23 protein-coding genes and 1 pseudogene are annotated in these 22,770 nt (G+C 74.2%); 11 read left to right on the forward strand and 13 right to left on the reverse strand.

Going from position 1 to position 22,770, the window contains the following annotated elements:
* The first annotated feature begins 28 nt into the window (after positions 1-28).
* Positions 29-508 carry a DUF456 domain-containing protein gene (locus Ae150APs1_RS24725; RefSeq protein ID WP_010227241.1) on the forward strand — a complete coding sequence of 160 codons (480 nt, stop codon included), beginning with the start codon at positions 29-31 and terminating at the stop codon, positions 506-508.
* 66 nt (positions 509-574) lie between these two features.
* Entirely contained in the window at positions 575-1,324 is a 750-nt protein-coding gene (dapB, locus tag Ae150APs1_RS24730; RefSeq protein ID WP_212567256.1) for a 4-hydroxy-tetrahydrodipicolinate reductase, read from the forward strand.
* Positions 1,325-1,332: 8 nt separating this feature from the next.
* Here dapB and Ae150APs1_RS24735 read toward each other — a convergent pair whose 3' ends face one another.
* Both Ae150APs1_RS24735 and Ae150APs1_RS33935 read right to left on the reverse strand, forming a co-directional pair.
* Complete coding sequence (locus Ae150APs1_RS24735; RefSeq protein ID WP_075300616.1) at positions 1,333-1,863, reverse strand: GNAT family N-acetyltransferase; 531 nt, start codon at positions 1,861-1,863, stop codon at positions 1,333-1,335.
* A gap of 143 nt (positions 1,864-2,006) precedes the next feature.
* A complete protein-coding gene (locus Ae150APs1_RS33935; RefSeq protein WP_249266469.1) occupies positions 2,007-2,339 on the reverse strand; it encodes a hypothetical protein in 333 nt (110 codons plus the stop codon).
* A gap of 40 nt (positions 2,340-2,379) precedes the next feature.
* On the opposite strand from Ae150APs1_RS33935, the pseudogene Ae150APs1_RS33940 reads away from it, so the two are divergent.
* Positions 2,380-2,478, forward strand: a pseudogene (locus Ae150APs1_RS33940) (3,4-dioxygenase subunit beta); the annotation flags it as partial.
* A gap of 191 nt (positions 2,479-2,669) precedes the next feature.
* Here Ae150APs1_RS33940 and Ae150APs1_RS33945 read toward each other — a convergent pair.
* Positions 2,670-2,816 (reverse strand): hypothetical protein, encoded by a 147-nt coding sequence (locus Ae150APs1_RS33945; RefSeq protein WP_249266470.1) that lies wholly within the window; start codon positions 2,814-2,816, stop codon positions 2,670-2,672.
* Between the two features lie 932 nt (positions 2,817-3,748).
* On the opposite strand from Ae150APs1_RS33945, the gene Ae150APs1_RS24745 reads away from it, so the two are divergent.
* On the forward strand, positions 3,749-5,005 hold the full coding sequence (locus Ae150APs1_RS24745; protein WP_075300618.1) for a crosslink repair DNA glycosylase YcaQ family protein: 1,257 nt from the start codon (positions 3,749-3,751) through the stop codon (positions 5,003-5,005).
* A gap of 17 nt (positions 5,006-5,022) precedes the next feature.
* Here Ae150APs1_RS24745 and Ae150APs1_RS24750 read toward each other — a convergent pair whose 3' ends face one another.
* The 4 genes from Ae150APs1_RS24750 to Ae150APs1_RS24765 form a co-directional block, all read right to left on the reverse strand.
* Positions 5,023-6,567 (reverse strand): AbgT family transporter, encoded by a 1,545-nt coding sequence (locus tag Ae150APs1_RS24750; protein WP_075300620.1) that lies wholly within the window; start codon positions 6,565-6,567, stop codon positions 5,023-5,025.
* A gap of 92 nt (positions 6,568-6,659) precedes the next feature.
* The gene (locus tag Ae150APs1_RS24755) at positions 6,660-7,103 is read right to left on the reverse strand and encodes a nitroreductase/quinone reductase family protein (protein WP_075300622.1); all 444 of its coding nucleotides are present in this window, start codon (positions 7,101-7,103) and stop codon (positions 6,660-6,662) included.
* A 54-nt stretch (positions 7,104-7,157) separates the two neighbouring features.
* Complete coding sequence (locus Ae150APs1_RS24760; protein WP_083680351.1) at positions 7,158-8,294, reverse strand: DUF4097 family beta strand repeat-containing protein; 1,137 nt, start codon at positions 8,292-8,294, stop codon at positions 7,158-7,160.
* Positions 8,291-8,875: a toxin-antitoxin system HicB family antitoxin gene (locus Ae150APs1_RS24765; RefSeq protein ID WP_075300624.1), complete on the reverse strand. Its 585-nt coding sequence runs from the start codon at positions 8,873-8,875 to the stop codon at positions 8,291-8,293. The genes Ae150APs1_RS24760 and Ae150APs1_RS24765 overlap by 4 nt, the downstream gene beginning before the upstream one ends.
* An 88-nt stretch (positions 8,876-8,963) precedes the next feature.
* Here Ae150APs1_RS24765 and thyX point away from each other — a divergent pair, with 88 nt between their 5' ends.
* Positions 8,964-9,728, forward strand: a complete 765-nt coding sequence (gene thyX, locus Ae150APs1_RS24770; RefSeq protein ID WP_050802541.1) for an FAD-dependent thymidylate synthase — start codon at positions 8,964-8,966, stop codon at positions 9,726-9,728.
* A gap of 7 nt (positions 9,729-9,735) precedes the next feature.
* On the opposite strand, the gene Ae150APs1_RS24775 is transcribed toward thyX, so the two are convergent.
* Positions 9,736-10,467: a Crp/Fnr family transcriptional regulator gene (locus Ae150APs1_RS24775; RefSeq protein ID WP_010241510.1), complete on the reverse strand. Its 732-nt coding sequence runs from the start codon at positions 10,465-10,467 to the stop codon at positions 9,736-9,738.
* 143 nt (positions 10,468-10,610) lie between these two features.
* Complete coding sequence (locus Ae150APs1_RS24780) at positions 10,611-11,927, reverse strand: MFS transporter (RefSeq protein WP_075300626.1); 1,317 nt, start codon at positions 11,925-11,927, stop codon at positions 10,611-10,613.
* A 173-nt stretch (positions 11,928-12,100) separates the two neighbouring features.
* Between Ae150APs1_RS24780 and Ae150APs1_RS24785 the strand changes: the two genes are divergently transcribed.
* From Ae150APs1_RS24785 to Ae150APs1_RS24805, 5 genes are all read left to right on the forward strand, one after another.
* Positions 12,101-12,727, forward strand: coding sequence for a TIGR03085 family metal-binding protein (locus Ae150APs1_RS24785; RefSeq protein ID WP_075300628.1), 627 nt, complete (start codon positions 12,101-12,103; stop codon positions 12,725-12,727).
* Positions 12,728-12,765: 38 nt separating this feature from the next.
* Entirely contained in the window at positions 12,766-13,794 is a 1,029-nt protein-coding gene (gene dapA, locus Ae150APs1_RS24790) for a 4-hydroxy-tetrahydrodipicolinate synthase (RefSeq protein WP_075300630.1), read from the forward strand.
* 93 nt (positions 13,795-13,887) lie between these two features.
* A complete protein-coding gene (locus Ae150APs1_RS24795; protein WP_283160273.1) occupies positions 13,888-15,597 on the forward strand; it encodes a ribonuclease J in 1,710 nt (569 codons plus the stop codon).
* Positions 15,598-15,713: 116 nt separating this feature from the next.
* A complete protein-coding gene (locus Ae150APs1_RS24800) occupies positions 15,714-18,281 on the forward strand; it encodes a DNA translocase FtsK (RefSeq protein WP_075300632.1) in 2,568 nt (855 codons plus the stop codon).
* A 78-nt stretch (positions 18,282-18,359) separates the two neighbouring features.
* Positions 18,360-19,307 carry a YceI family protein gene (locus Ae150APs1_RS24805; RefSeq protein WP_083680352.1) on the forward strand — a complete coding sequence of 316 codons (948 nt, stop codon included), beginning with the start codon at positions 18,360-18,362 and terminating at the stop codon, positions 19,305-19,307.
* 31 nt (positions 19,308-19,338) lie between these two features.
* Here the strand turns inward: Ae150APs1_RS24805 and Ae150APs1_RS24810 are convergent, their stop codons facing one another.
* Both Ae150APs1_RS24810 and Ae150APs1_RS24815 read right to left on the reverse strand, forming a co-directional pair.
* A complete protein-coding gene (locus tag Ae150APs1_RS24810) occupies positions 19,339-19,800 on the reverse strand; it encodes a tRNA (cytidine(34)-2'-O)-methyltransferase (protein WP_075300634.1) in 462 nt (153 codons plus the stop codon).
* A gap of 593 nt (positions 19,801-20,393) precedes the next feature.
* Complete coding sequence (locus tag Ae150APs1_RS24815) at positions 20,394-20,699, reverse strand: PadR family transcriptional regulator (RefSeq protein ID WP_010241499.1); 306 nt, start codon at positions 20,697-20,699, stop codon at positions 20,394-20,396.
* 235 nt (positions 20,700-20,934) lie between these two features.
* Here Ae150APs1_RS24815 and Ae150APs1_RS24820 point away from each other — a divergent pair, with 235 nt between their 5' ends.
* Complete coding sequence (locus tag Ae150APs1_RS24820; protein WP_083680354.1) at positions 20,935-21,375, forward strand: hypothetical protein; 441 nt, start codon at positions 20,935-20,937, stop codon at positions 21,373-21,375.
* A 12-nt stretch (positions 21,376-21,387) separates the two neighbouring features.
* Here the strand turns inward: Ae150APs1_RS24820 and Ae150APs1_RS24825 are convergent, their stop codons facing one another.
* Both Ae150APs1_RS24825 and Ae150APs1_RS24830 read right to left on the reverse strand, forming a co-directional pair.
* Positions 21,388-22,212, reverse strand: coding sequence for a helix-turn-helix transcriptional regulator (locus Ae150APs1_RS24825; protein WP_075300636.1), 825 nt, complete (start codon positions 22,210-22,212; stop codon positions 21,388-21,390).
* A gap of 4 nt (positions 22,213-22,216) precedes the next feature.
* Positions 22,217-22,726 carry an amino-acid N-acetyltransferase gene (locus tag Ae150APs1_RS24830; protein WP_060573240.1) on the reverse strand — a complete coding sequence of 170 codons (510 nt, stop codon included), beginning with the start codon at positions 22,724-22,726 and terminating at the stop codon, positions 22,217-22,219.
* Between the last annotated feature and the right edge of the window lie 44 nt (positions 22,727-22,770).

Below are 22,770 nucleotides of genomic sequence, written 5' to 3' on the forward strand. Positions count from 1 at the left end.
GTCGATCACGACCTGGCAGGGTGGGGCCATGACCTGGCTCGCCGTCCTCGCCGGCCTCATGATCGCGGTCGGGCTGGCCGGGATCGTGCTCCCCGTGCTCCCCGGCCCCGTACTGATCGTCGGCGGGATCGCGGTGTGGGCGGTGCCGCGCGGCGACGCCGTCGGCTGGTGGGTGCTCGGTCTCGCCGTGCTGGTCACCGTGATCGGCCAGGTCGCGAAGTACCTGCTCCCCGGCCGCCGGCTCAAGGCGTCCGGGGTACCGACCCGGACCCTGCTCGCGGGCCTCCTGCTCGGTGTCGTCGGGTTCTTCGTCGTCCCGGTGGTCGGGCTGTTCCTCGGGTTCGTGCTCGGGGTGTGGCTGGCCGAGCTGGTGCGGCTCCCGGACGCCGCGACGGCCTGGCGATCGGCGAAGGAGGCGCTCACCGCCGTCGGGTGGAGCATCCTCATCGAGCTCGCCGCCGGGATGCTGGCGACGGCGGTGTGGATCGGCGGGCTCGTCGCCGGCTGAGCGGCACTGCCTAGACTCGCCTGCGGTCACGACGGCGGTCAGAAGATCTGGGAACGAGGTGTGCGGGTGAGCGGGACGATCCGGGTGGCGGTGCTCGGCGCGGAGGGCCGGATGGGCAGCGAGGTCTGCCGTGCGGTCGAGGCGGCCGAGGACACCGAGCTGGTGGCGGCCCTCGACGCGGACGACGACCTCGCCGCGCTGGACGGCGCCGACGTCGCCGTCGACTTCACCCACCCCGGTGCGGCGCTGGACAACGTGCGGGCGTGCGTCTCGCGCGGGGTCGCGGCGGTCGTCGGGACCAGTGGCTTCGACGCCGCGAAGTTCGACGAGGTCCGGTCCGTCCTCGACGCCCACGGCTCCGGAAGCGTGCTGGTCGCCCCGAACTTCGGGGTCGGCGCGGTGCTGATGATGCACTTCGCCGGGCAGGCCGCGAAGTTCTTCGACTCTGCCGAGATCGTCGAGCTGCACCACGCCGGCAAGGTCGACGCCCCGTCCGGGACCGCGGCCCGCACCGCGTCGGTGGTCGCCGCCGCCCGTGCCGAGGCCGGTCTGGGCGACGTCCCGGACGCCACCACCACCGACCCGGACGGTGCCCGCGGCGCGGTCGTCGACGGCGTCCACGTGCACGCGGTCCGGATGCCCGGTCTGATCGCGCACCAGGAGGTCATCCTGGGCACCGACGGCGAGGTGTTCACGATGCGGCACGACTCGATGAACCGGGCGTCCTTCATGCCCGGCGTGCTGATGGCCGTGCGGGCAGTGCGGTCGCGGCCCGGTCTGACCATCGGCCTGGAGCCACTGCTCGGCCTGGTCTGACCGGCTCCTCAGCCGGTCAGGTGCAGGTCGAGGGTCCCGCCGACCCGGATCTCGCGCAGCGTGCCGGTGCCGGTGTCGAGGGTGCGGACCGCGCCGTCGGGCTGCCAGCCGGCGCGCGCGTAGAACCCCCGGGACGCGGCGTCGGCCTCGGGCAGCCACGCCCGCCCCGACCCGGAGCCGGACCCGCGCAGCGCGGCCGCGGCGGCGGCGAGCAGCCGTCCGCCGTGCCCGCGCCGCCCCCACCGCGGCTCCACCAGCAGCGCGGAGATCTCCGCGATCGACAGGCCGTCGGCTCCCGCGTAGTGCGCGGCGGCGCAGAACCCCACGGTCTCGTCGCCCTCGACGGCGACGAACAGGTGGAAGTCGTCGCCCGCGTGCACGGCGTCGCGCCAGTGCGAGCGGGCCGCGTCGGAGGTCAGGCTCGCGAACGCCTCCTCGGGGAGCAGCCCGGCGTAGGCGGTGCGCCAGGTGCGGTCCTGGATCCCGACGACGGCGTCGACGTCGTCGTCGGTGGCGGGGCGGACGCTCGCGGTGGCCATGCCCCATGCCTACCGTGTCCGTGGCGGGCATCGCTCACAGGGGACGCACAGATGATCCCGGGCCGCCGCCCACGTGCGGTTCCTACCGTCGGTGGCAGTTCCCGACCGACGCTCCTGGAGGACCGCATGAGCCCGCGCCCCACCTACGAGGGCCGCCCGCTGCCCCGCCCCGACGACGAGGTCGTCGACCAGGGCCTCGGGTTCGATCTCGGTACGTTGTTCAGCCGCCGCCGGATGCTCGCGGTGCTCGGCATCGGCGCCGCCACGGCGGGCCTGGCCGCGTGCGGCGCGTCCGGGTCGTCCGGGGCGTCGACGGCGAGCACCACGAGCACCGGCGAGATCCCGGACGAGACCGCGGGCCCGTACCCGGGCGACGGCTCCAACGGGGCGAACGTGCTCACCGAGTCCGGTGTGGTGCGCAGCGACATCCGGTCCAGCTTCGGGACCGGCAGTGCCACCGCGGAGGGCGTGCCCATGACCCTCGAGCTGACGATCACCGACATGGCGGCGGCCGGGATGGCCGGGGCCGCGGTGTACGTGTGGCACTGCGACCGTGCCGGCGAGTACTTGCTCTACTCGTCCGGGCTGGAGAACGAGAACTACCTGCGCGGCGTCCAGGTCGCCGGCAGCGACGGGACGGTGCGGTTCACCAGCATCGTCCCGGCCTGCTACGACGGCCGCTGGCCGCACATCCACTTCGAGGTCTACCCGGCGGTCGCCGACATCACCGACGCCGGCAACGCCATCGCCACCTCGCAGGTCGCGCTGCCGCAGGACATGTGCACCGCCGTGTACGCCACGACCGGCTACGAGCAGTCGGTGACGAACCTGTCGAAGGTGTCCCTCGACAGCGACAACGTCTTCGGCGACGACGGCGGGGCTCTGCAGGTCGCGACGGTCAGCGGGGACGTCACCCGCGGCTGGACCGTGGCGCTGACGGCCGCGGTGGACACGACCACCGAGCCCACCGGCGGCGGTGCACCGGACGGCGGGTCCGGTGGGGGGGCGCCGGCGGGCAGGGCGGCGGCCCCGGCGGTCCGCCGCCCGGGAACTGACCCACACCCGGCACCCCGTGACCGTGCCCGCCACCCGTGGCGGGCCGCGGCACCCGTGGCAGGGCGCCGCACCCCGCCACTGGCCGGCGCACCCCTTGCGGCGGGCGCCACGCCGGGTCACGGGGTGCGGCGCCCTGCCACGGGGTGCCACGCCGGGGCACGTGGTGCGGTGCCCTGCCACGGGGTGCCACGCCGGGTCAGGGGGTGCGGTTCCCGGTCAGCGGGTACCGCACCGGTCAGGGGAGCGGTAGCCGGCCACGGCGGCGGCCGGTCGAGGGCGTGGCACCCCGTAACCGGTCGGCGCACCCTCTGCGATGGGTGCGACGCCGGGTCACGGGGTGCTTCGCCGGGCGAGCGGGTGCGGCGCGGCCGGGGTGCGGGGATCGAGGCGGTTGGCAATCGGCAGCCCCGGAAGCGCATCGCTCGGGCAGTGACGTGCGCCGGAACCCCCCGGCCGGGTGCGGCACCCCGTCACCGGTCGGCGCACCGTCTGCAGCGGGTGCCACGCCGGACCGTGGAGTGCCACGCCGGGCCGTGGGGTGCGGCGACGGATCAGGGGGCGCCATGCCGGGTCAGGCAAGTGCGGCGGTCGGGCGCGGGCACGGACCTGGGTGGGGTGCGGCCGAGGGAGCGGCACCCCGTCCCCGACCGGCGCACCCTCTGCGGCGGGTGCCTCGCCAGGCGATGGGGTGCGGCGCCAGGCAATGGGGTGCGGCGCCAGGCCACGGGATGCGGCGCCGGGCGGTGGGTGCCTCGCCGGCCACGGGTGCGGCGCCGGGCCACGGGGTGCGGGCCGGTTCCTGTCGGGGGTCCGTGGCAACATCCGGCGGGTGCGGACGATCTCGGGAGACGTGGCCCGGCGAACCTTCCTGGCAGCGCAGGGCTTCGCCGACCCCCGGCCTGCGGGCGCGGTGACCCGGCGGCATCTCGGGCGGGTGCTGGACCGGGTGAAGCTGCTGCAGCTGGACTCGGTGAACGTCGCCGTCCGCGCGCACTACATGCCGATCTTCAGCAGGCTCGGGGCGTACCCGGCGTCCCTGCTCGACGACGCCGCCTGGTCACCGAGCGCGCGCCGCCCACGGCTGCTCGCCGAGACCTGGGCGCACGAGGCGAGCCTGGTCCTCGTGCAGGACTGGCCGCTGCTCGGCCACGAGACGCTGCCGCGGCGGTGGTGGAAGCACTACGGGCCGCTGCTGGAGAAGCACCCGTCGCTGGCCGGGGACATCCGCGACGTCGTCGCCGAGTCCGGCCCGATCGGCGCCGGTGCGATCGAGAAGGCGCTGGCACCCGGCGGCCGGGCGGGCACCGTCCGCCCGCGACCGCCGGGCGCGACCTGGTGGGAGCGGTCCGAGGTCAAGCGGGTCTGCGAGTACCTGTTCGCGGTGGGTGACCTGGCCGTGGGCACCCGGAAGCACTTCGAGCGCCGCTACGACCTGCCCGAGCGGGTCCTCCCGCTGGAGGTCCTCGACGGCCTGCCACCCGACCCGGCCGACGCCGCCCGCGAGCTCATCGCCAAGGCGGCCTCGGCGCTGGGCGTCGGCACCGAGACCGACCTGCGCGACTACTACCGGCTCGGCCCGGAACGCACCCGCACGGCGATCGACGAGCTCGTCGACGGCGGGCGGCTCGAACCGGTCGCGGTGCGCGGCTGGGCGAAGCCCGCCTACCGCGACCCGGCGGCCCGGGCACCGCGCACGGTCGAGGGCCGGGCGCTGCTCTGCCCGTTCGACCCGCTGGTGTGGGAGCGCGACCGCACCGAGCGGATCTTCGGCTTCCGCTACCGCATCGAGATCTACGTGCCCGAGCCGCAGCGCGAGTACGGCTACTACGTCTTCCCGTTCCTGCTCGACGGCCGCCTCGTCGGCCGGGTCGACCTCAAGGCCGCCCGCGCCGCCGGTGTGCTGCGGGTGCCGGGCGCGTTCGCCGAGCCGGGCGCCCCGGGGCCGGAGTCGCGGATCGCGGCCGAGCTCGCCGCCGAGCTGACGACGATGGCCGGCTGGCTGGGCCTCGACGGCGTCGTCGTGGGGGAGCGGGGCGGCCTCGCGGCGCCGCTGCACGCGGAGCTCCGTCGCTCGGACGCCGCCTGATCAGAGACGCGGCCTGATCAGACCCCGAGCGGGATCCCCAGCGATACCCAGGCCAGGAACAGGACGGTCCAGACGACGAACATCGCCGCACAGATCGGCAGCGTCATCGAGATGAGCGTGCCGATGCCGGCGTCACGCCGGTAGCGCTGCAGGAACCCGAGCGCGACGGCGAAGTACGGACTCATCGGCGTGAGGGAGTTCGCGACGGAGTCCCCGATCCGGAACGCGGCCATCGTCTGGTCGGCGTCGATCCCGACGAGCAGCAGCATCGGCACCAGCACCGGGGCCAGCAGCGACCACTGCGCCGACCCCGACGTGATCACCAGGCCGAGCACGAACACCAGCAGCATGGTCAGGAACAGCAGCACCGGCGCGGGGGCGCCCGACGCCTGCAGCACCTCCGCGCCCGACACCGCGATCCACTGACCGAGCCCGGTCCAGGTGAACCAGGCCAGGAACTGGGCGATCACGAAGAACAGCACGAGGATCGGGACGACGTCGACGAGCCCCTCGCGCATCAGCCGCGGGACGTCGGCGGCGCGGCGGACCGTCCCGACCCGCAGCCCGTACACGATGCCGACCGCGAGGAAGGTCAGCAGCAGCACGACGGCGATGCCGTCCAGGAACGGCGACGGCACCAGGTCCCCGGTGTCCGGGTCCCGCAGCGGGGAACCCGCAGGCAGCCAGGCCGCCGCGTAGAGCGCCAGGAGCGCGAGCAGCGTCAGGCCGGCGTCCCGCAGGCCACGCACCTGGTCGCGGGAGATCTCGGCGTCCCGTGCCTCCGCGGCCTCCGCCTCCTCGTGCCCGGAGGCGTCAGCCGGTTCCTCGGTGGACCGGCCGGCGGCGGGTTCGACGACCCGGTCGACGACGACCGCCGCCGCCAGGGCGATGAGCAGCGCGCTCACGACGTTGAACCAGTAGTTCGACAGCGCGGTCAGCTGGATCGACGGGTCCACGACGGCCGCGGCGGAGTTCGTGATGCCGGCCAGCAGTACGTCGGTCGCGGTCACGAGGATGCTCGCGTCGTACCCCGCCCCGACCGACACGAACGCTGCCACCGCCCCGACCGCCGGGTTGCGGCCCAGGGTTCGGAACACCATCGCGCCGAGCGGGATCAGCACGATGTACGCGGCGTCGGACGCGACCGACCCGCAGACCCCGGCGAACATCAGTGCCGGGGTGACCAGCGGGCGCGGGGCCCGCAGCACGGTGACCCGCAGCAGTGTCGGCAGCAGCCCGGAGCGGTCGGCGACGGCGATGCCCAGCAGGACCGCGATGATCGTCCCGAGGGGCGGGAACTCGACGAAGTTCGTGACCGCCTCGGTGAGCGCGAACCGCAGGCCGTCACCGGTGAGCAGGCTACGGACGGGGGTGATCTCGTCCTGGCCGGGGACCTGCGCGGTGAGCCCGGCCGCGGCGAGCACCGCGGACAGCCCGGCCAGCAGCACCGACAGCACCACGAAGAGGATCACCGGGTCGGGCAGCTTGTTCCCGGCCCGTTCGACGACGCCGAGTGCCCGGGTCAGCCGTGACGGTGTCTCCGGTGCTGTCTGCTCGCTCAACGGTCCCCCGCGGATCGGCTGATCGGAGCCGGGAGGTTAGCCCGTCCGGCCCGAACGGTCGACCCCCGCGAGGCCGGGCCGGCGGGGAGGTGTCAGTCCCTGTCGAGCCGGAACACGGCGATCGTGCCGAGGTGGGCGGCGACGTCGTCGGCGGAGGCGTCGGCCGGGACCGGGAACGCCCGCAACGCCTGCGGCTGGTCGATCGCCCGCAGGTAGGTGACGACGGCCGCGGCCGCCTCGCCGGGCCCCGGCTCGACGGCACGCCGCTCGCTCCCGCCGTCGCTCGCCAGGAGCGTGCAGCCGGGCGTCGCGCGCAGGTTCCGCACCCAGTCCCGGGCCGCCACCGGCGCGACGACGTACTCCGCCCCGCCGTGAGCGACCACGCCCACCGGGGTGTCCCGTGGTTCCCCGCTGCGCCGTCCCCGGGTCCGCAGCACGCGCAGGGCGTACCCGCCGTCCGGGACGGGTGCGGCGGGCATGGCCAGCACCCGCCCGGTCATGGCGGCGTTCATCGCGGCGATCTCGGTGCGCTCCATGCCACCGACCGTACTCCTCGATGAACAACCATCTCCATCATCGAGAGAATAGCGTCATCCCGCGACGGCGGCCGCCCGTCCGACGAGCACGTCCCCGCTGCCGGTGCGGCCCGAGAGCCGGACGGCCGCGGGGGACGGCGGGCCGTCGTGCCGGACGTCGAGATCGCTGCGGGCCCGGCCGGAGCCGGTCGACAGGTCCAGCTCGGCGGCGACACCGGAGTGCACCCCCACGCGGACGTTTCCCGAGCCGGTGCTGACCCGCACGTCGCCGCTGACCGCGTCGGCGAGCACCAGGTCCCCGGAGCCGCTGCGAATCTCGAGATCGCCCGTCACCTGCCCGAGCCGGACGTCGCCGCTGCCGGTGCGCACCCGGGACGGCCCGGCGAGCGACCCGGCCTCGACCCCACCGCCGCCGGTGCGGAGCTCGGCGCGCCCGCCGCACGAGCCGAGGTCGATCCCGCCGGAACCGGTGGTGATGTCGGCATCACCCGTCACCTCGGCGAGGCGCGCCGTGCCCGACCCGGTCCGGACGGCCGCCCAGGACGCGCGGCCCGTCACCCGGACGCCCGCCGCGCCGGTCTGCACGGCGGCCCGCGACCCGGCCGGGGCCGAGACGGTCACGCTCAACGGGACGCTGCTCAGGCCGGGCTCGTCGGGCCCGCGCACGACCAGCCGCCCGCCGGGGCCGGACCACTCGATGGTCACGGCGTCGACGGCCTCGGCCGACGGGTCGCCGGTCCGCTCCCAGGGGGCGCCGACGATCGGCTCGAAGCCGCGCCCGGACCAGCCGGCGGCGGGCGGTGCCCCGCCGCCGCTCATCGACGTCCCGATCCAGTCGAGGAGACCGCCCAGGCCGCCGGACCACGGGGCGCCGGAGCGGTCGGCCGACACCTCGACGCGGACCTCGGCGGCGTCCTCGACGAGGTCGATCCGGACGTCGCCGCCACCGATGGTGATCTCCAGCTCGGCGGGGCCGGTGCAGGCCCAGCTCTCCCGGCGGGCGTCGACCGGACCGGTCCCGGCACCGGCCCCGGAACCGGTCCCGGCACCGGGATCGGAGTCGCGGTCACCGGTGCCCGCTCCGGAGCCGGGAGAGCGGTCGCCGGGCCCGCCGCCCGCGCCCTGAGCGCCCGGACCCCCGGCGTCGCCGCCGTCGATCGGGCCGGTCGTGTCGTCACGCTCGTCGTTCATCCCTGCACCCATCCCCGGAGGTTCCGTCCGTCGCCCGGTCCGCGCCCGCCGCGGGCGCGCTCCTCGGCGCCCGCGAGGGCGCCCTGCACCGCCTGGGACACCCAGGTGTTCAGCGAGACGCCCTGCGACTGCGCCGCCCGCTCGGCCTGCGACTTGATCTGCTCGACGATCCGCAGGGTCACCCGGCTGATGTCGCCCGCGTCGGCGCCGAACGGCAGCCCGGACGGGCCGCCGGTCCCCTCGGACCCGCCGGGCCACCCGCCTGCCCACCCGTCGGGCCGGCCCCCGGTCGTCCCGGTCGGGGCCTGGCCGGCGGGCTGCTGCGGCCCGTCGCCGGACGGCGTGCCCGAGACCGAGACCCGCACCTCCCGGCCGTGCAGCCGCACCTCCACGGAGCGGTCGCCGAGGGCGGCGGTCGCCTCCGAGGCGAGGTCCGAGAGGGCGTTCATGATCGCGAGGCGGGCGGCGGGCTCGATCGCGGAGCCGAGCAGCGCCGCCGTGCGGCGGGCCTGCTCGTCCCCGGCGGCCGCGGCGGCGGCGAGGTCGTCACGCAGCTGCGTGACGTACGGCGTGAGGTCCATGACGTCACTATGGCGTCACTCGCGATGTCATTTCAAGGAGATGCCGTCACCGGTGATGTCGGGGGGCGCCGAGGCTACGCTCGGGCGCATGTCGGAGACCGCGCCGCAGACCGTCCCGCTGACCGTCCAGCTGGTGGCGAAGACCGAGTTCACCCCGCCCGCGGACGTCCCGTGGTCCACCGACGCCGACGGTGGCCAGGCGCTCGCCGAGTTCGCCGGGCGCGCCTGCTACCAGTCGTGGAGCAAGCCGAACCCGCGCACGGCGACCAACGCCGGCTACGTCCGGCACATCCTGGAGGTCGGGCACCTCTCGGTGCTGGAGCACGGCAGCGTCAGCTTCTACCTCACCGGGATCTCGCGGTCGCTGACCCACGAGCTCATCCGCCATCGGCACTTCTCCTACTCGCAGCTGTCCCAGCGCTACGTCCCCGAGCGGGACGCGGCGATGGTCGAGCCGGACGTCATCGCCGACGACCCCGAGCTGCACGAGCTGTTCCTGCAGGCGTCCGCGGACGCGCTGAGCGCCTACCAGAAGCTCCTCGAAGGGCTGGAGAAGCGCTTCGCCGACGTCCCGAACGGCACGCTGCGCCGCAAGCAGGCCCGTCAGGCCGCCCGGTCGGTGCTGCCGAACGCGACCGAGACGAAGATCGTCGTCACCGGGAACTACCGCGCCTGGCGGCACTTCGTCGCGATGCGGGCCTCCGAGCACGCCGACGTCGAGATCCGCAACCTGGCGGTGGAGTGCCTGCGTCAGCTGCAGCGCGAGGTGCCGAACGTCTTCGCCGACTTCGAGATCCAGAAGCTCGACGACGGCACCGAGATCGCTTCCAGCCCGCTGGTCAGCGAGGGCTGAGCGCTCCTCACGCCAGGACGGCGTGCACCCGGCGGCGCAGGTCCGGCAGGTCCCGCACGACGATGCTGCGGCCCTCCTTCTCGACCAGGCCCTCGGCGACCAGCCGGGACAGCTCCCGGCTCATGGTCACCCGGGTCAGGCCGACGAGCAGGGCCAGCTCGTCGACGGCCGGGCGGATCGACAGCCGGGTGACGGTGTCGAGCGCGACCTCGCCGTAGGCCTCCACGAGGTGCCCGAGCAGCAGGATGACCCGCTCCCGGGCCGGCAGGCCCTCGATGAGGACGTGCAGCTGCATGACGCGCTGCTTGTAGGCGATCCGCCGGGTGATCTCCAGCAGCAGCTCGGGCTCGGCGCGGGCCGCGTCGAGCAGCGCGTCCCGGGTGACCGAGACGATCTCCGACGGCTGGGTGCAGACCGACGCGAGGTGCCGCGGCCGCCCGTCGACGCAGGCGGCCTCACCGAGGGTGGCGCCCGGTTCGGCGTAGGCCAGTGACCGCTCGGAACCGTCCGGGCGGTGCAGGTAGATGCGCACCCGCCCGGAGACGACCAGGTGGAGCCGGGTGGACAGCTCGCCCTGCCGGTAGACGTGCTCGCCGCGGGCGTAGCGGCGCGGGGTCCCCAGACCGGCGAGCCGGTCGGTCACGGGCGTCGCCGGCGCGGTGAGGAAGGGCGAGACGGGATCGCCGGCCGGGCCGTGGGCCCGGTCCGCGCCCGCGTCGTCCGCCGTCCCGGCCGTCACCCGTCACCCGCCTCCTGCGGCCGTCGAGGGACCGGCTGCCGTCCGATGGTGCGGACGGTAGCCCGGCCCGGCCCGCCCGGGAAGCCGTACGGCGTCCCGGTGCGGCCCGGACGGACGAGCGGTGGGCCCGGCGGGGCCCGCGGTCAGACGGTCGCCGGCTGCGCGTCCTGCGCGGCGAGCGAGTCGGCGTCGGTCTGCGGCAGCGCCAGCGTGCAGAGCAGGCTGGCCAGCGACACCCCGGCCAGCAGCAGGCCGATCGCGAGGCTGCCGTAGACGGGCACCAGCGCCGCGGAGATCAGCGGGACGACACCGCCGCCGAGCACGCCGGCGAGGTTGTAGGCGATCCCCGCGCCGGTGTAGCGGTACCGGGTCGGGAACAGCTCCGGCAGCTGCGCGCCGATCGGGCCGTACGCGATGCCGACGACGCCGAGGACCAGCGACAGCCCGAGCCCGAACGACCACGCCGTGCCGATGTCGATGATCGGGAACGCCGCGACGCCCGCCGCCACCGAGGCGATGTTGCCGATCACGACCATCCGCCGTCGCCCGACGCGGTCGGACAGGATCGCCGAGGCGATCGTGGTCATCGCGAACACGAGGCCCCCGACGATGCCCATCGCCAGCACGGTCGGCCGGGGCAGCTCCAGCTGCTGGGTGCCGTAGCTGGTCAGGTAGGTGACGCCGATGTAGAAGAAGGCGAACACGGCCGTCGTCGAGCCGGCGCCGAGGAACACCGCGGCCGGACGGCTGGTGAACACCTCCGCGACCGGGAGCCGGGTGGAGGTGGTCGCCGCCTTGCTGCTGCGGAACGACGACGTCTCCTCCAGCGCGAGGCGCACGTACAGGCCCACGCCGACGAGCAGCACCGACGCGATGAACGGGATCCGCCAGCCCCAGGAGGCGAACGCCGCGTCGCTCATCGTCAGCGCGGTGATGAGGAACGTCGCCGACGCCAGCGCGAACGCCACCGACGGGCCGAGCTGCGGATACAGGGCGTACTTGCCGCGGGCCTTCGTCGGTGCGTTCTCCGCGGTCAGCAGCGTCGCGCCGGCCCACTCGCCGCCGACGGCCAGACCCTGCAGGATCCGCAGCACGACCAGCAGGATCGGTGCCAGCACGCCGATCGTCCCGGTGGTCGGCAGCAGGCCGATCGCCAGCGTCGAGAAGCCCATGAGCAGCAGCGTCGTGACGAGCGTGCCCTTGCGCCCGAGGCGGTCGCCGAAGTGACCGAAGAGGATCGACCCGAACGGCCGGGCGACGAACGCGACGCCGAAGGTGGCCAGCGCCAGCGCGGTCCCGGCCGCGGCCCCGAGCTCGGGGAAGAACACCTTGTTGAACACGAGGGCGGCGGCGGTGCCGTAGATGAAGAAGTCGTAGAACTCGATCACCGTGCCGGTCATGCTGGCGAGCGCGATGCGGCGCATCGAGTTCGGGGGCTGCGTGGCGGCAGCGTGCGTCATGGGAGTCCTCTCCGCTGAGAACGGGACGCGGGGAGTATGCGCACCCCGACGGGTGAGATCTGTATCACTGGCTATAAAACGTCGTCGTTCCGTCATCCGTCTGTCGACCGTTCGTCCGCCGCTCGTCGTGCGCCGGTGGGCGTCGGACGGCCGCGCGCACTACGTTGGGCACGGTGAGCCTCGCGACCGACGAACGTGCCGCCATCTGCGCCGAGTTCGAACGCTCCGGCCCGGACCGCCCGACCCTGTGCGAGGGCTGGAACGCCCGCGACCTGCTCACCCACCTCCTGGTGCGGGAGCGGCAGCCGTGGAGCGCGGCGGGCATCCTGGTGCCCGCGCTGTCCGGGGTCACCGAGAAGGCGATGGAGGCCTACGCCTCCGAGGCCTGGCCGAACATGATCGACGACCTCCGCAAGGGCTCCCCGGGGTGGTCGCCGTTCAAGGTCGGCAAGGTCGACGAGATCGCCAACGGCGCCGAGTTCTTCGTCCACCACGAGGACCTCCGGCGGGGCGAGGCCGGCTGGGAGCCGCGGCCGTCCGAGCCACAGCGCGACGGGCAGCTGTGGACCCTGCTGTCGTCGCAGTCGAAGCTGCTGTTCCGGCGCAGCCCGGTCGGCATCGTGCTGCAGCGCCCGGAGGGGGCGCAGCAGGTCGTCGCGACCGGGCACGGCCTGGTCACGGTGGTCGGCGAGCCGTCGGAGCTGGTGCTGCACGCGTTCGGTCGCGACGCGGCCCGCGTCGAGGTCCAGGGACTGCCCGCCGACGTGGAGGCCTACCGCGCCGCGCCCTCCGGGCTCTGAGGTCTCATCGCACCGCCGAGGCGGTACCGTCGACCCCCATGGACTCCGGCTCCCAGACCGCCCCGGCGGGGCAGCACCCGCCACGTCGTCCGTTCGGCGAGGTCCTCACCGCGATGGTGACCCCTTTCGACCCCGACGGGGAGCTCGACCTGGGCAAGGCGGAGGAGCTCGCCGCCCATCTGGTGGACCTGGGCAACGACGGTCTGGTCGTCAACGGGACCACCGGTGAGGGCCCCACCACCTCGGACGCCGAGAAGCGCGAGCTGATCCGCGCGGTCGTCGCGGCCGTCGGTGACCGGGCGACGATCATCAGCGGCGCAGGGACCTACGACACCGCGCACTCGATCGAGCTCGCGCGCAGCGCGGAGCAGGCCGGCGCGCACGGTCTGCTGACCGTGACGCCGTACTACTCGCGGCCGCCGCAGGAGGGATTGATCGCGCACTTCACCGCGGTCGCCGACGCCACCGACCTGCCGGTGATGCTCTACGACATCCCGCCGCGCAGCGTGATCGGGATCGACGTCGAGACGTTCCAGCGGCTCGCCCAGCACCCGCGGATCGTCGCGGTGAAGGACGCCCGCAACGACCTGCGGGTCGGCACCGAGGTCCTCGCGACCACGATGCTGGCCTACTACTCCGGCGACGACCCGGTGAACCTGCCGTGGCTGTCGGTCGGTGCCGTCGGCTTCGTGTCCGTGATCGGCCACGTCGTCGCCGACCGGCTTCGTGCGATGATCGACGCCTACCACGCGGGCGAGCACCAGCGGGCCCGCGCGCTGCACTACGCGATGCTCCCGGTGATCCGGGCGATGGGCCGCGTCGGCGGCGCCGTCTTCGCGAAGACGGCGCTGCGGCTGCGCGGCATCGACGTCGGCGAGACCCGGCTGCCGCTGCCGCCCGCCACCGAGGAGCAGGTCGCCGCGATCGCCGGGGACCTCGCCGTCGCGGGTGTCGCGCTGGACCCGCTGTCCCGGCCCGGTGTCCCGCTCTACCAGTCCGGGCACGGCGCGCTCGGCGGACGCACCGCCACCGACCTCGGGGCCGAGATCGCGTACCCGCGTACCTGATCCGCCCCACCATCCATCAGTGACGAACCTTGTGAGGCACGAACCCCAGTGAGTCCCCAGCGCAACGACCGCCGGAACCGACCCGGGCGGTCCCTGAGCGCCCCGCCGGAGAAGATCGACCGTCCCGAGCTGCCGGAGGGACGCCCGCCCGCGCTCGCGAAGGGCGGCCTGCGCACCTTCGCGCTCGGCGGCATCGGCGAGGTCGGCCGGAACATGACGGTCTTCGAGTACGAGGGCCGACTGCTCGTCGTCGACTGCGGCGTGCTGTTCCCGTCCGACGACTCGCCCGGCGTCGACCTGATCCTGCCCGACTTCCGCGCCATCGAGGACCGGCTCGACGACATCGACGCGCTCGTCCTCACCCACGGCCACGAGGACCACATCGGTGCCGTGCCGTGGCTGCTGCGGATGCGGCCGGACATCCCCGTCGTCGGCTCGCGGTTCACGCTCGCCCTGGTCGCGGCCAAGTGCAAGGAGCACCGGCTCACCCCGCGCCTGCAGGAGGTCTCCGAGGGAGACCGGGTCTCCCACGGCGGCTGGGACTGCGAGTACTTCGCGGTCAACCACTCCATCCCGGACGCGGTCGCGGTCGCGATCCGCACCCCGGCCGGCCTGGTGCTGCACACCGGTGACATCAAGCTCGACCAGCTCCCGCTCGACGGGCGGCTCACCGACCTCGCCGGGTTCTCCCGGCTGGGCGAGGAGGGCGTCGACCTGTTCCTGGTCGACTCCACGAACGCCGAGGTCCCCGGCTTCGTCACCCCGGAGTCCGACATCGGGCCGGTCATCGCCGACCTGGTGCGGCGGGCCCCGTCGCGGATCATCCTGGCCTGCTTCGCCAGCCACGTGCACCGCGTCCAGCAGGTCCTCGACGCCGCGCACGCGCACGGCCGCAAGGTCTGCCTGACCGGCCGGTCGATGGTCCGCAACATGGGCCTGGCCGACGACCACTCGCTGCTCAACATCCCGGAGGGGCTCCTCGTCGACATCGACGAGGCGATGCGCCTGCCCGACGACCAGCTGGTGCTCGTCTCCACCGGGTCCCAGGGCGAGCCGCTCGCGGCGCTGTCCCGGATGGCCCGCGGCGACCACCGCAGCATCACGATCCGCCCGGACGACACGATCATCCTGGCCAGCTCGCTGATCCCGGGCAACGAGACCGCGGTCTTCGCAGTGATCAACGGCCTGACCCGGCTGGGCGCGACCGTCGTGCACCAGGGCAACGCCAAGGTGCACGTCTCCGGGCACGCCCCGGCCGGCGAGCTGCTGTTCCTCTACAACGCGGTACGGCCGTCGAACGTCATGCCGGTGCACGGCGAGTGGCGCCACCTGCGCGCCAACGCCGAACTCGCCCGCAAGACCGGGGTGCCGGAGGACTCGGTCGTGATCGCCGAGAACGGCGTCGTCGTCGATCTCGTCGACAGCAAGGCCGGCATCACCGGGCGGGTCGAGGTCGGCCAGGTCTACGTCGACGGCCTGGCTGTCGGCGACGTCGGGGAGAACACCCTCGGCGACCGGATCGCGCTCGGCGAGGGCGGGTTCATCCAGATCACCGTCGCGATCGACCACAAGACGGGGCGGGCGCTGTCCCGTCCGACGCTGTCCGGCCGCGGGTTCTCCGACGACCCCAAGGCCCTCGACGCCGCGCAGGCGCTCGTCGAGAACGAGCTGTCCCGCCTGGAGAACGAGGGTGTGAGCGACCCGCACCGGATCGCCCAGGGCGTCCGGCGGGTCGTCGGGCGCTGGGTGTCGGACACCTACCGTCGCCGGCCGATGATCGTGCCTACTGTCATCGCCGTGTAGGCGGCTGCGCCGCCCGTGAGTGGTTATCGCGGCTATGACCGCGATAACCACTCACGAGCCGCAGGCCCCCGCGTCGGTCCACGGTTCGATCTTCACCGCGGGCTACCGTGTGTGACATGGCAGGACGTACGGGCACGGGCAGGACCACCACGAGAGCGGCCGCGGGTCGCGGCTCGGGGCGGTCCGGCTCGCGCGCGTCGGCGTCCCGCAAGCGGTCCACCACGCGCCGGACGCCGCCGAAGCGCCAGGGACCCGACCTGATCGACCGCGGGATCGACGCGGTCGGGCGGGGTGTCGCGCGGACGTTCCGGGCGTCGGGCCGCGCCGTCGGCCGGACCCGGGACATCGATCCCGCGCACCGCCGTGACGGGCTCGGCTTCGGCATGCTTGTGCTCGCCGTGATCGCCGCGGCCGGACTGTGGTGGCAGGCGGGCGGCTCGGTCGGCTACTGGTTCACGTTCGTCGTCCAGGCCGTGATGGGCGTGACCGGGGTGCTGCTGCCGGTGATCCTGCTGGGCATCGGCGTCGTCCTGGTGACGACACCGGCGCACCCGGAGGCGCGGCCGCGGATCGTGGCGGGGTCGCTGCTGCTCGCGCTGGGCGTACTCGGCCTGGTCCACCTCGCCCGGGGCGGTCCGTCCGAGCCCGACGCGTGGCGCGGTGCCGGCGGCGCCGTCGGGTACGTCGCGGGCACCCCGCTCGAGGCGGGTCTCACGCTGTGGACGGCCGTGCCGGTGCTCGTCCTGCTCACGCTGTACTCGGTGCTGCTCGTGACCGGCATCCCGGTCCGGGAGCTGCCGGACCGGTTCCGCAGGCTCACCGGGCAGCTCCCGCCCGAGGACGACGAGACCGGCGAGGACGGCGCGCCGCGCACGGTCGCCGACGCCGTCGCCGAGAAGGAGGCCGCCGAGAACGGGGAGGAGGCGCCGAAGCGCCGGCGCCCGTCGCGCCGCCGTCAGCAGGCGTCGGAGGCCGACGCCTACCGGGTCGAGGAGGGCGAGCACGCCCCCACGCCGGTCGACGCCGAGGTTCCCGGTGCGCCCCCGGAGGTCCCCGCCGCCGCGGCGGCGAAGAAGGCTCCGCGCAAGCCGGTCGTCGAGACCCCGCCGGCTGAGGACTCGCCGCCCACCGAGGGTGAGCAGCTCTCGATGGCGATCCGGGAGCCGGTCGGCGAGACCGAGTACGTCCTGCCCCCGCCGGACGCCCTGGAGGCCGGGCCGCCGCCGAAGACCCGCAGCTCCGCCAACGACGCCATGATCGAGGCGATCACCGGCGTGCTGGACCAGTTCAACATCGACGCCCAGGTCACCGGCTTCACCCGCGGCCCGACGGTCACCCGCTATGAGATCGAGCTCGGCCCCGCGGTGAAGGTCGAGAAGATCACCCAGCTGCAGCGGAACCTCGCCTACGCGGTCGCGAACGACAACGTCCGGCTGCTCGCCCCGATCCCCGGCAAGTCCGCCGTGGGCATCGAGGTGCCGAACACCGACCGCGAGATGGTGCGGCTCGGCGACGTCCTGCGCTCGAACTCCGCGCGCAACGAGCAGCACCCGATGGGCATCGGGCTGGGCAAGGACATCGAGGGCCACTACCTCGTCGCGAACCTGGCGAAGATGCCGCACCTGCTGGTCGCGGGCTCCACCGGCTCCGGCAAGTCGAGCTTCGTCAACTCGATGCTGGTGTCGCTGCTGACCCGGGCCACCCCGGACGAGGTCCGGATGATCCTCATCGACCCGAAGATGGTCGAGCTGACCCCGTACGAGGGCATCCCGCACCTGATCACGCCCATCATCACCCAGCCGAAGAAGGCCGCCGCCGCGCTGGCCTGGCTGGTGGAGGAGATGGAGCAGCGCTACCAGGACATGCAGGCCAACCGGGTCCGGCACATCGACGACTTCAACCGCAAGGTCCGCTCCGGCGAGATCACCGCGCCGCCCGGCTCGGAGCGGGTGTACCGGCCGTACCCGTACATTATGTGCATCGTCGACGAGCTCGCCGACCTCATGATGACCGCCCCGCGCGACGTCGAGGACGCGATCGTCCGGATCACCCAGAAGGCCCGTGCGGCCGGGATCCACCTGATCCTGGCGACCCAGCGGCCGTCGGTCGACGTCGTCACCGGCCTGATCAAGACGAACGTCCCGTCCAGACTGGCGTTCGCGACGTCGTCGCTGACCGACTCCCGGGTCATCCTCGACCAGCCGGGCGCGGAGAAGCTGATCGGCATGGGCGACGCGCTCTACCTGCCGATGGGCGCCGGGAAGCCGGTCCGCATGCAGGGCGCCTTCGTCGACGACGACGAGATCGCCAAGGTCGTCGGGTTCACCAAGGAGCAGGCCGAGCCCAGCTACACCGAGGGTGTCACCGCGGCCAAGGCCGGCGAGGCGAAGGAGATCGACGCCGACATCGGCGACGACCTGGACGTCCTGCTGCAGGCCGCCGAGCTGATCGTGACGTCGCAGTTCGGCTCGACGTCGATGCTGCAGCGCAAGCTCCGCGTCGGCTTCGCCAAGGCGGGCCGGCTGATGGACCTGCTGGAGACCCGGCACATCGTCGGGCCGTCCGAGGGTTCCAAGGCCCGCGACGTGCTGGTGAAGCCGGACGAGCTGGAGAACGCCCTGTACCTGATCCGCGGCGGCGGCACCGCCGACGGCGGCGAGGTCGGTGGTGGCGACGACGAGTGATGGTGTGGTGTGACCAATACCAAGCGTGATCACTCTTTGGCTTGGACGGGTTAACGAGACCGTCACGAACGTGCCAGAGTGACGGCCGGGGTCACTGTCCGGTGGCCGCACGTCGTCCTGCCCGGTGCCCGGGCGGAGGAGGTCTGGCCGGTGTTCTGGAGGAAGAAGGACCGTCGTCGTCCGGCACGGGGGACCACCGACCGGCACGCCCTGGTCCCGATCCCCCTCACCGGCGGCGTGCTGTCGAGCCAGGTCCGCGACGGCCGCGGCGGGGCGCTGCACGGCACCGAGATCTCCGTGATCGACGGCGGTGACCGCCGGGTCGCGCACCTCGACACCGACCCGTTCGGCCGGTTCGCCGCGTCGCTGATGCCCGGCCAGTACCGCGTGCGGGTCGACGCGGGCGGCTATCAGCAGGTGACCGACGTCGTCGAGGTCTCCTGGGGCCAGCACGCCGACATGGGCACGATCGTCCTCGGCGAGGACCCGGCGCTGCGCCCGCCGCGGCCCGGCCTGTTCGTGATCGACCCCGACCACAGCTCGGTCCGGTTCGTCGCCCGCCACATCGGACTGTCCAAGGTGTACGGAAGGTTCAACCGGTTCCAGGGCCGGATCCGGATCGCGGAGCCGTTCGAGGAGTCGTCGGTGGACGTCGTCATCGACTCCGCGAGCGTCGACACGAACGCCGACGCCCGCGACACCCACCTGCGTTCCGCCGACTTCCTCGACGTCGAGCGGTTCCCCGAGCTGCGCTTCTCCAGCGTCCGCTTCGCCGCGCACGGCGGGAACCGCTGGACCGTCGACGGCGACCTCACCCTGCACGGCCTGACCAGCGACGTCTCGCTGGACACCACGTTCCTCGGCTCCGCGGAGTGGAACGGCGACCGGGTCGGCGCGATCGCCACCGGGCAGCTGCACCGCGAGCACTACACGCTCAACTGGCAGCAGACGATCGCGAAGGGACTGCCGGTCGTCGGCTCGACGATCGAGATCCAGCTCGACGTGCAGGCCGTCCGGCAGGGCTGACGGCAGGGCTGACGGCCGGGCGCCTCGCGCGCTACCGGAACCCGGTCTGCCGCCACGCCTCGTAGACGGCGACGGCCGCCGCGTTGGCCAGGTTCAGCGACCGGTTCGACGGCCGCATCGGCAGCGCCACCCGGCCGGTCACCCACGCCGCCCCGGCGACGTCGGCCGGGAGCCCGGTGGACTCGCGGCCGAACAGCAGCACGTCGCCGGGGGAGTAGGCGACGTCGGTGTAGCGCACCGGCGCGCCGGTGGTGAACGCGTAGACCCGCGCCCCGGCGTCCGCCACCCACGCGGCGAAGGCGTCGGTCCCCGCGTGCACGACGACGTCGGCGAGCTCGCCGTAGTCGAGCCCGGCCCGGCGCACCGCCCGCTGGTCGAGGGAGAACCCGAGCGGCCGGATCAGGTGCAGCTCGGCGCCGGTGTTCGCGGCCAGCCTGATGACGTTCCCGGTGTTGGGCGGGATCTCCGGGGTGTGCAGGGCGAGTCGGAACACGGCGCCGAGTATCGCCCCGGCCGCCGTGCCGGGTCCCGGCGCTCCACCGTTCGCGCACGACCGCCCGCGGAGGCCCCGGACGCCGCCGCACAGGCTCGGGCCCCGTCGCACAGGCTCGAGTCCCGTCGCACACGCTCATGGTCACCCGCGCAGGTCGTAACCCGTGCGGACGCCCGGAACCTGTGCGGCTGAGCCCGGGGCGCGGGTGGCCGGCGCGGCCGGGATCAGGCCGCGCCGGCTCGCCCGGTGACCGCACGGGCACCGGGCCGTTCGTACGGGCACCGGTCGGGTCGCGCAGGCAGCGGTCGGGTCGCGCGGGTACCGGTCGGGTCGCGCGGGTACCGGCCCGGTCGCGCAGACACCGGTCGGGCTGCACAGGTACCGCCTGAACCGCACAGGCTCCGGGCCCACCGCACATGTTGCAACCCGTGCGAACGCCCGAAACCTGTGCGGTTGCGTCGAGGGGTGAGGGTGGGTCCGGATGCGCGCGAGCCGGCCGGCGGGGTCGTCGTCGACCAGGTGGACCGGTGCGCCACCGGGTGGTGGTGGGGCACTCGCCGTCGTGCAGGAGGCGGGGGCGGCGGGGCCGGTGGTCAGTCCCCGTCGGCGGGCAGCACGGCCCGGACCGCGCGCACCCCGCGCTCGAACTCGCGACGGCGTCCGCGCAGCACCCGCGCGCCGGACGCGGTCAGGCGGTAGCGGGTCGACCCCGGGGCCCTGGCCACCAGCCGGTTGCGGCGCATCCGGTGCAGCGTGCTGTGCAGGGTGCCGGGGGAGAGGTCGACGACGCCGCCGGTGCGGTCGCGCACCAGCCGGGCGATCGCCGTGCCGTCGCCCGGCTCGGCCTGCACCGCGGAAAGGATCACCAGGTCGAGCGTGGCTCGGTCGCGGACGCGCATCGGGACTCCTCCCACCGGGGGCGCTCGTCGCCGGACGGTACGTCCGGCTCCGCACGATCGGCACCCTCGCTCCACCCGATTGCCGATGCGGTGCGGCCGGACGGAGGCCCCGGTGCGCGGCGTGGCGACCTACGCTCGATCACGGCCCACGACGACGTACGGCGGAAGGGGCGGCGATGCCCACCGACACCCGCACGGGGGATGCCCCCACCGGGACCCGGCCCGGGGTGCGCCGGTGACGGCGCCGGCGGTCGGACGCCCGGCGCTGCGTTCCGTCCCGACCGGCACGGCGGTCCCGCGGACGGGGCCGCCGCCGGACCTGGCCACGACACTGCGCGTGGCGGGGGGGCGGCTGCTCGCCGCGGTCGTGGACCGGCTCGCCCAGGCGGCCCTGGAGAAGGTCGACGACCTGGCCGCCGGGCTGGAGCGGATCGCGAGCGAGGGCGGTCCCGGCGTCGGCGCGGCGGTGGGTGCCGGGCGCGCTTACGCGGAGGGGCGCAACGTGCTCTGGGGCGCGATCAAGGGTGGTTTCGCCGCACTCGGCACCGCGGCGAAGGTGCTCATCGGCGTGGTACTGGTCCTGGCACCGGTGCTGCTGGTGCTGTCGCTGGTCGTCCTGATCGTCGCGGCCCTGGTGTGGGCGGTCGTCGCCGCGGTCCGCGCGATCGCCGGCTGAGCCGGGCCCGGGTCAGGGCCGCTCGGCCAGCCAGCCCCGCGCGGTCGTCCCGGCGAGCTCGCGGAAGTCCCGGGCGAGGTGTTGCTGGTCGACGTAGCCGCAGGTCGTGGCCACGTCGACGAGTGCAGGAGCGGTACGCGAGCGCAGCAGCGCGCAGGCCCGCTCGAACCGGATCACCCGCGCCGCCGTCTTGGTGCCGAGCCCGGTCTCTCGGCGGAGCCGCTCGCCGAGGTGCCGGGCCGACCAGCCGACGTCGTCGGCGAGATCCGCGACCCGCACCGTGCCCCCGGAACGGACCAGCAGGTCCCAGGCACGCCCGATCTCCGGCGGTGGACCGGCCGGGCCCGTGCGCCGTGCGGCGATCCGGCACAGCTCGGCATCGAGGAGGGCGCACCGGCCCGCCCACGACGGCGTGGCGTGCAACCGGTCCAGCAGCGTGCCGGTGTCCGGCAGGAGAAGCCCCAGGTCGACGACGTCGGACGCCAGCTCGGACGCGGGCAGCCCCAGCAGCGCCCGGGCGCCCCGCCAGGTCAGGGCGAGCTGCAGGCCGGCCTGCAGCTCCCCGGTCGCGATGACGGCGGGGGCGGCGTGCAGCCCGGCCGCGGACGCCGCGAAGCGTCCCGCTCCCCGTCCCGGGTCGGGTTTGCGCAGCAGTTCGACCGCACCCTCCAGGCAGAGGATCACCGTCAGGTGCCCGCTCGACACCCCCTGGTGGGTGCCCGCCGGCCCGGCAGGCGACCGCCACGCCCAGATCTCGGGCACCAGCGGGCGGAGCGCGGCCGAGGTGCGCCACCGCCACGCCCCGACGGCGTCGTGTGCGGCCCCGTGTCCGGCCATGGGGTCAGAGTGTCAGCAACATCCGGACGTTGCCCAGTGTGTTCGGCTTGACGTGCGCGAGGTCCAGGAACTCGGCGACGCCGGTGTCGTAGGAGCGCAGCATCGCGGCGAACACCTCGGCCGACACGGGCGTCCCGTCGATCTCGGCGAACCCGTGACGGGCGAAGAACTGCTTCTCGAAGGTCAGCACGAACAGCCGCTTCAGGCCGAGGTCGCGGGCGCCGGCGATCAGCGCGTCGACGATCCGGTGCCCGACGCCGCGCCCCAGCACCGACGGGGAGACCGCGACCGTCCGGATCTCACCGAGGTCCTCCCAGAGCACGTGCAGCGCACCGCAACCGACGACGCGGCCGTCGAGCTCGGCGACCAGGAACTCGGGGACGGCCTCGTAGAGGGTCACCGTCTCCTTCGCGAGCAGCACCTTCCCGGCGTACTGGTCCACCAGCTCGCGGATCGTGCGGACGTCGGGGGTGCGGGCGCGGCGGACGTGCACGTCGGGGTCGGGATCGGCCACGGACGCCGAGCCTAGACCGCACCGCGTGGGCCGGCCGGGCCGCC

This window comes from Pseudonocardia sp. Ae150A_Ps1 (assembly GCF_001932315.1).
Taxonomy (GTDB): Bacteria; Actinomycetota; Actinomycetes; order Mycobacteriales; family Pseudonocardiaceae; genus Pseudonocardia.

What these genes read in the sequence shown, in the direction of transcription:
- Ae150APs1_RS24800 (WP_075300632.1), top strand. Translation starts at nt 15,714, where the DNA reads ATGGCAGGACGTACGGGCACGGGCAGGACCACCACGAGAGCGGCCGCG.
- Ae150APs1_RS24725 (WP_010227241.1), top strand. Translation starts at nt 29, where the DNA reads ATGACCTGGCTCGCCGTCCTCGCCGGCCTCATGATCGCGGTCGGGCTG.
- Ae150APs1_RS24765 (WP_075300624.1), bottom strand. Translation starts at nt 8,875, where the DNA reads ATGGACCTCACGCCGTACGTCACGCAGCTGCGTGACGACCTCGCCGCC.
- Ae150APs1_RS24735 (WP_075300616.1), bottom strand. Translation starts at nt 1,863, where the DNA reads ATGGCCACCGCGAGCGTCCGCCCCGCCACCGACGACGACGTCGACGCC.
- Ae150APs1_RS24755 (WP_075300622.1), bottom strand. Translation starts at nt 7,103, where the DNA reads ATGGAGCGCACCGAGATCGCCGCGATGAACGCCGCCATGACCGGGCGG.
- Ae150APs1_RS24825 (WP_075300636.1), bottom strand. Translation starts at nt 22,212, where the DNA reads ATGGCCGGACACGGGGCCGCACACGACGCCGTCGGGGCGTGGCGGTGG.
- Ae150APs1_RS33935 (WP_249266469.1), bottom strand. Translation starts at nt 2,339, where the DNA reads ATGGGCACGCCCTCCGCGGTGGCACTGCCGGTCCCGAAGCTGGACCGG.
- Ae150APs1_RS24760 (WP_083680351.1), bottom strand. Translation starts at nt 8,294, where the DNA reads ATGAACGACGAGCGTGACGACACGACCGGCCCGATCGACGGCGGCGAC.
- Ae150APs1_RS24815 (WP_010241499.1), bottom strand. Translation starts at nt 20,699, where the DNA reads ATGCGCGTCCGCGACCGAGCCACGCTCGACCTGGTGATCCTTTCCGCG.
- thyX (WP_050802541.1), top strand. Translation starts at nt 8,964, where the DNA reads ATGTCGGAGACCGCGCCGCAGACCGTCCCGCTGACCGTCCAGCTGGTG.
- Ae150APs1_RS24780 (WP_075300626.1), bottom strand. Translation starts at nt 11,927, where the DNA reads ATGACGCACGCTGCCGCCACGCAGCCCCCGAACTCGATGCGCCGCATC.
- dapA (WP_075300630.1), top strand. Translation starts at nt 12,766, where the DNA reads ATGGACTCCGGCTCCCAGACCGCCCCGGCGGGGCAGCACCCGCCACGT.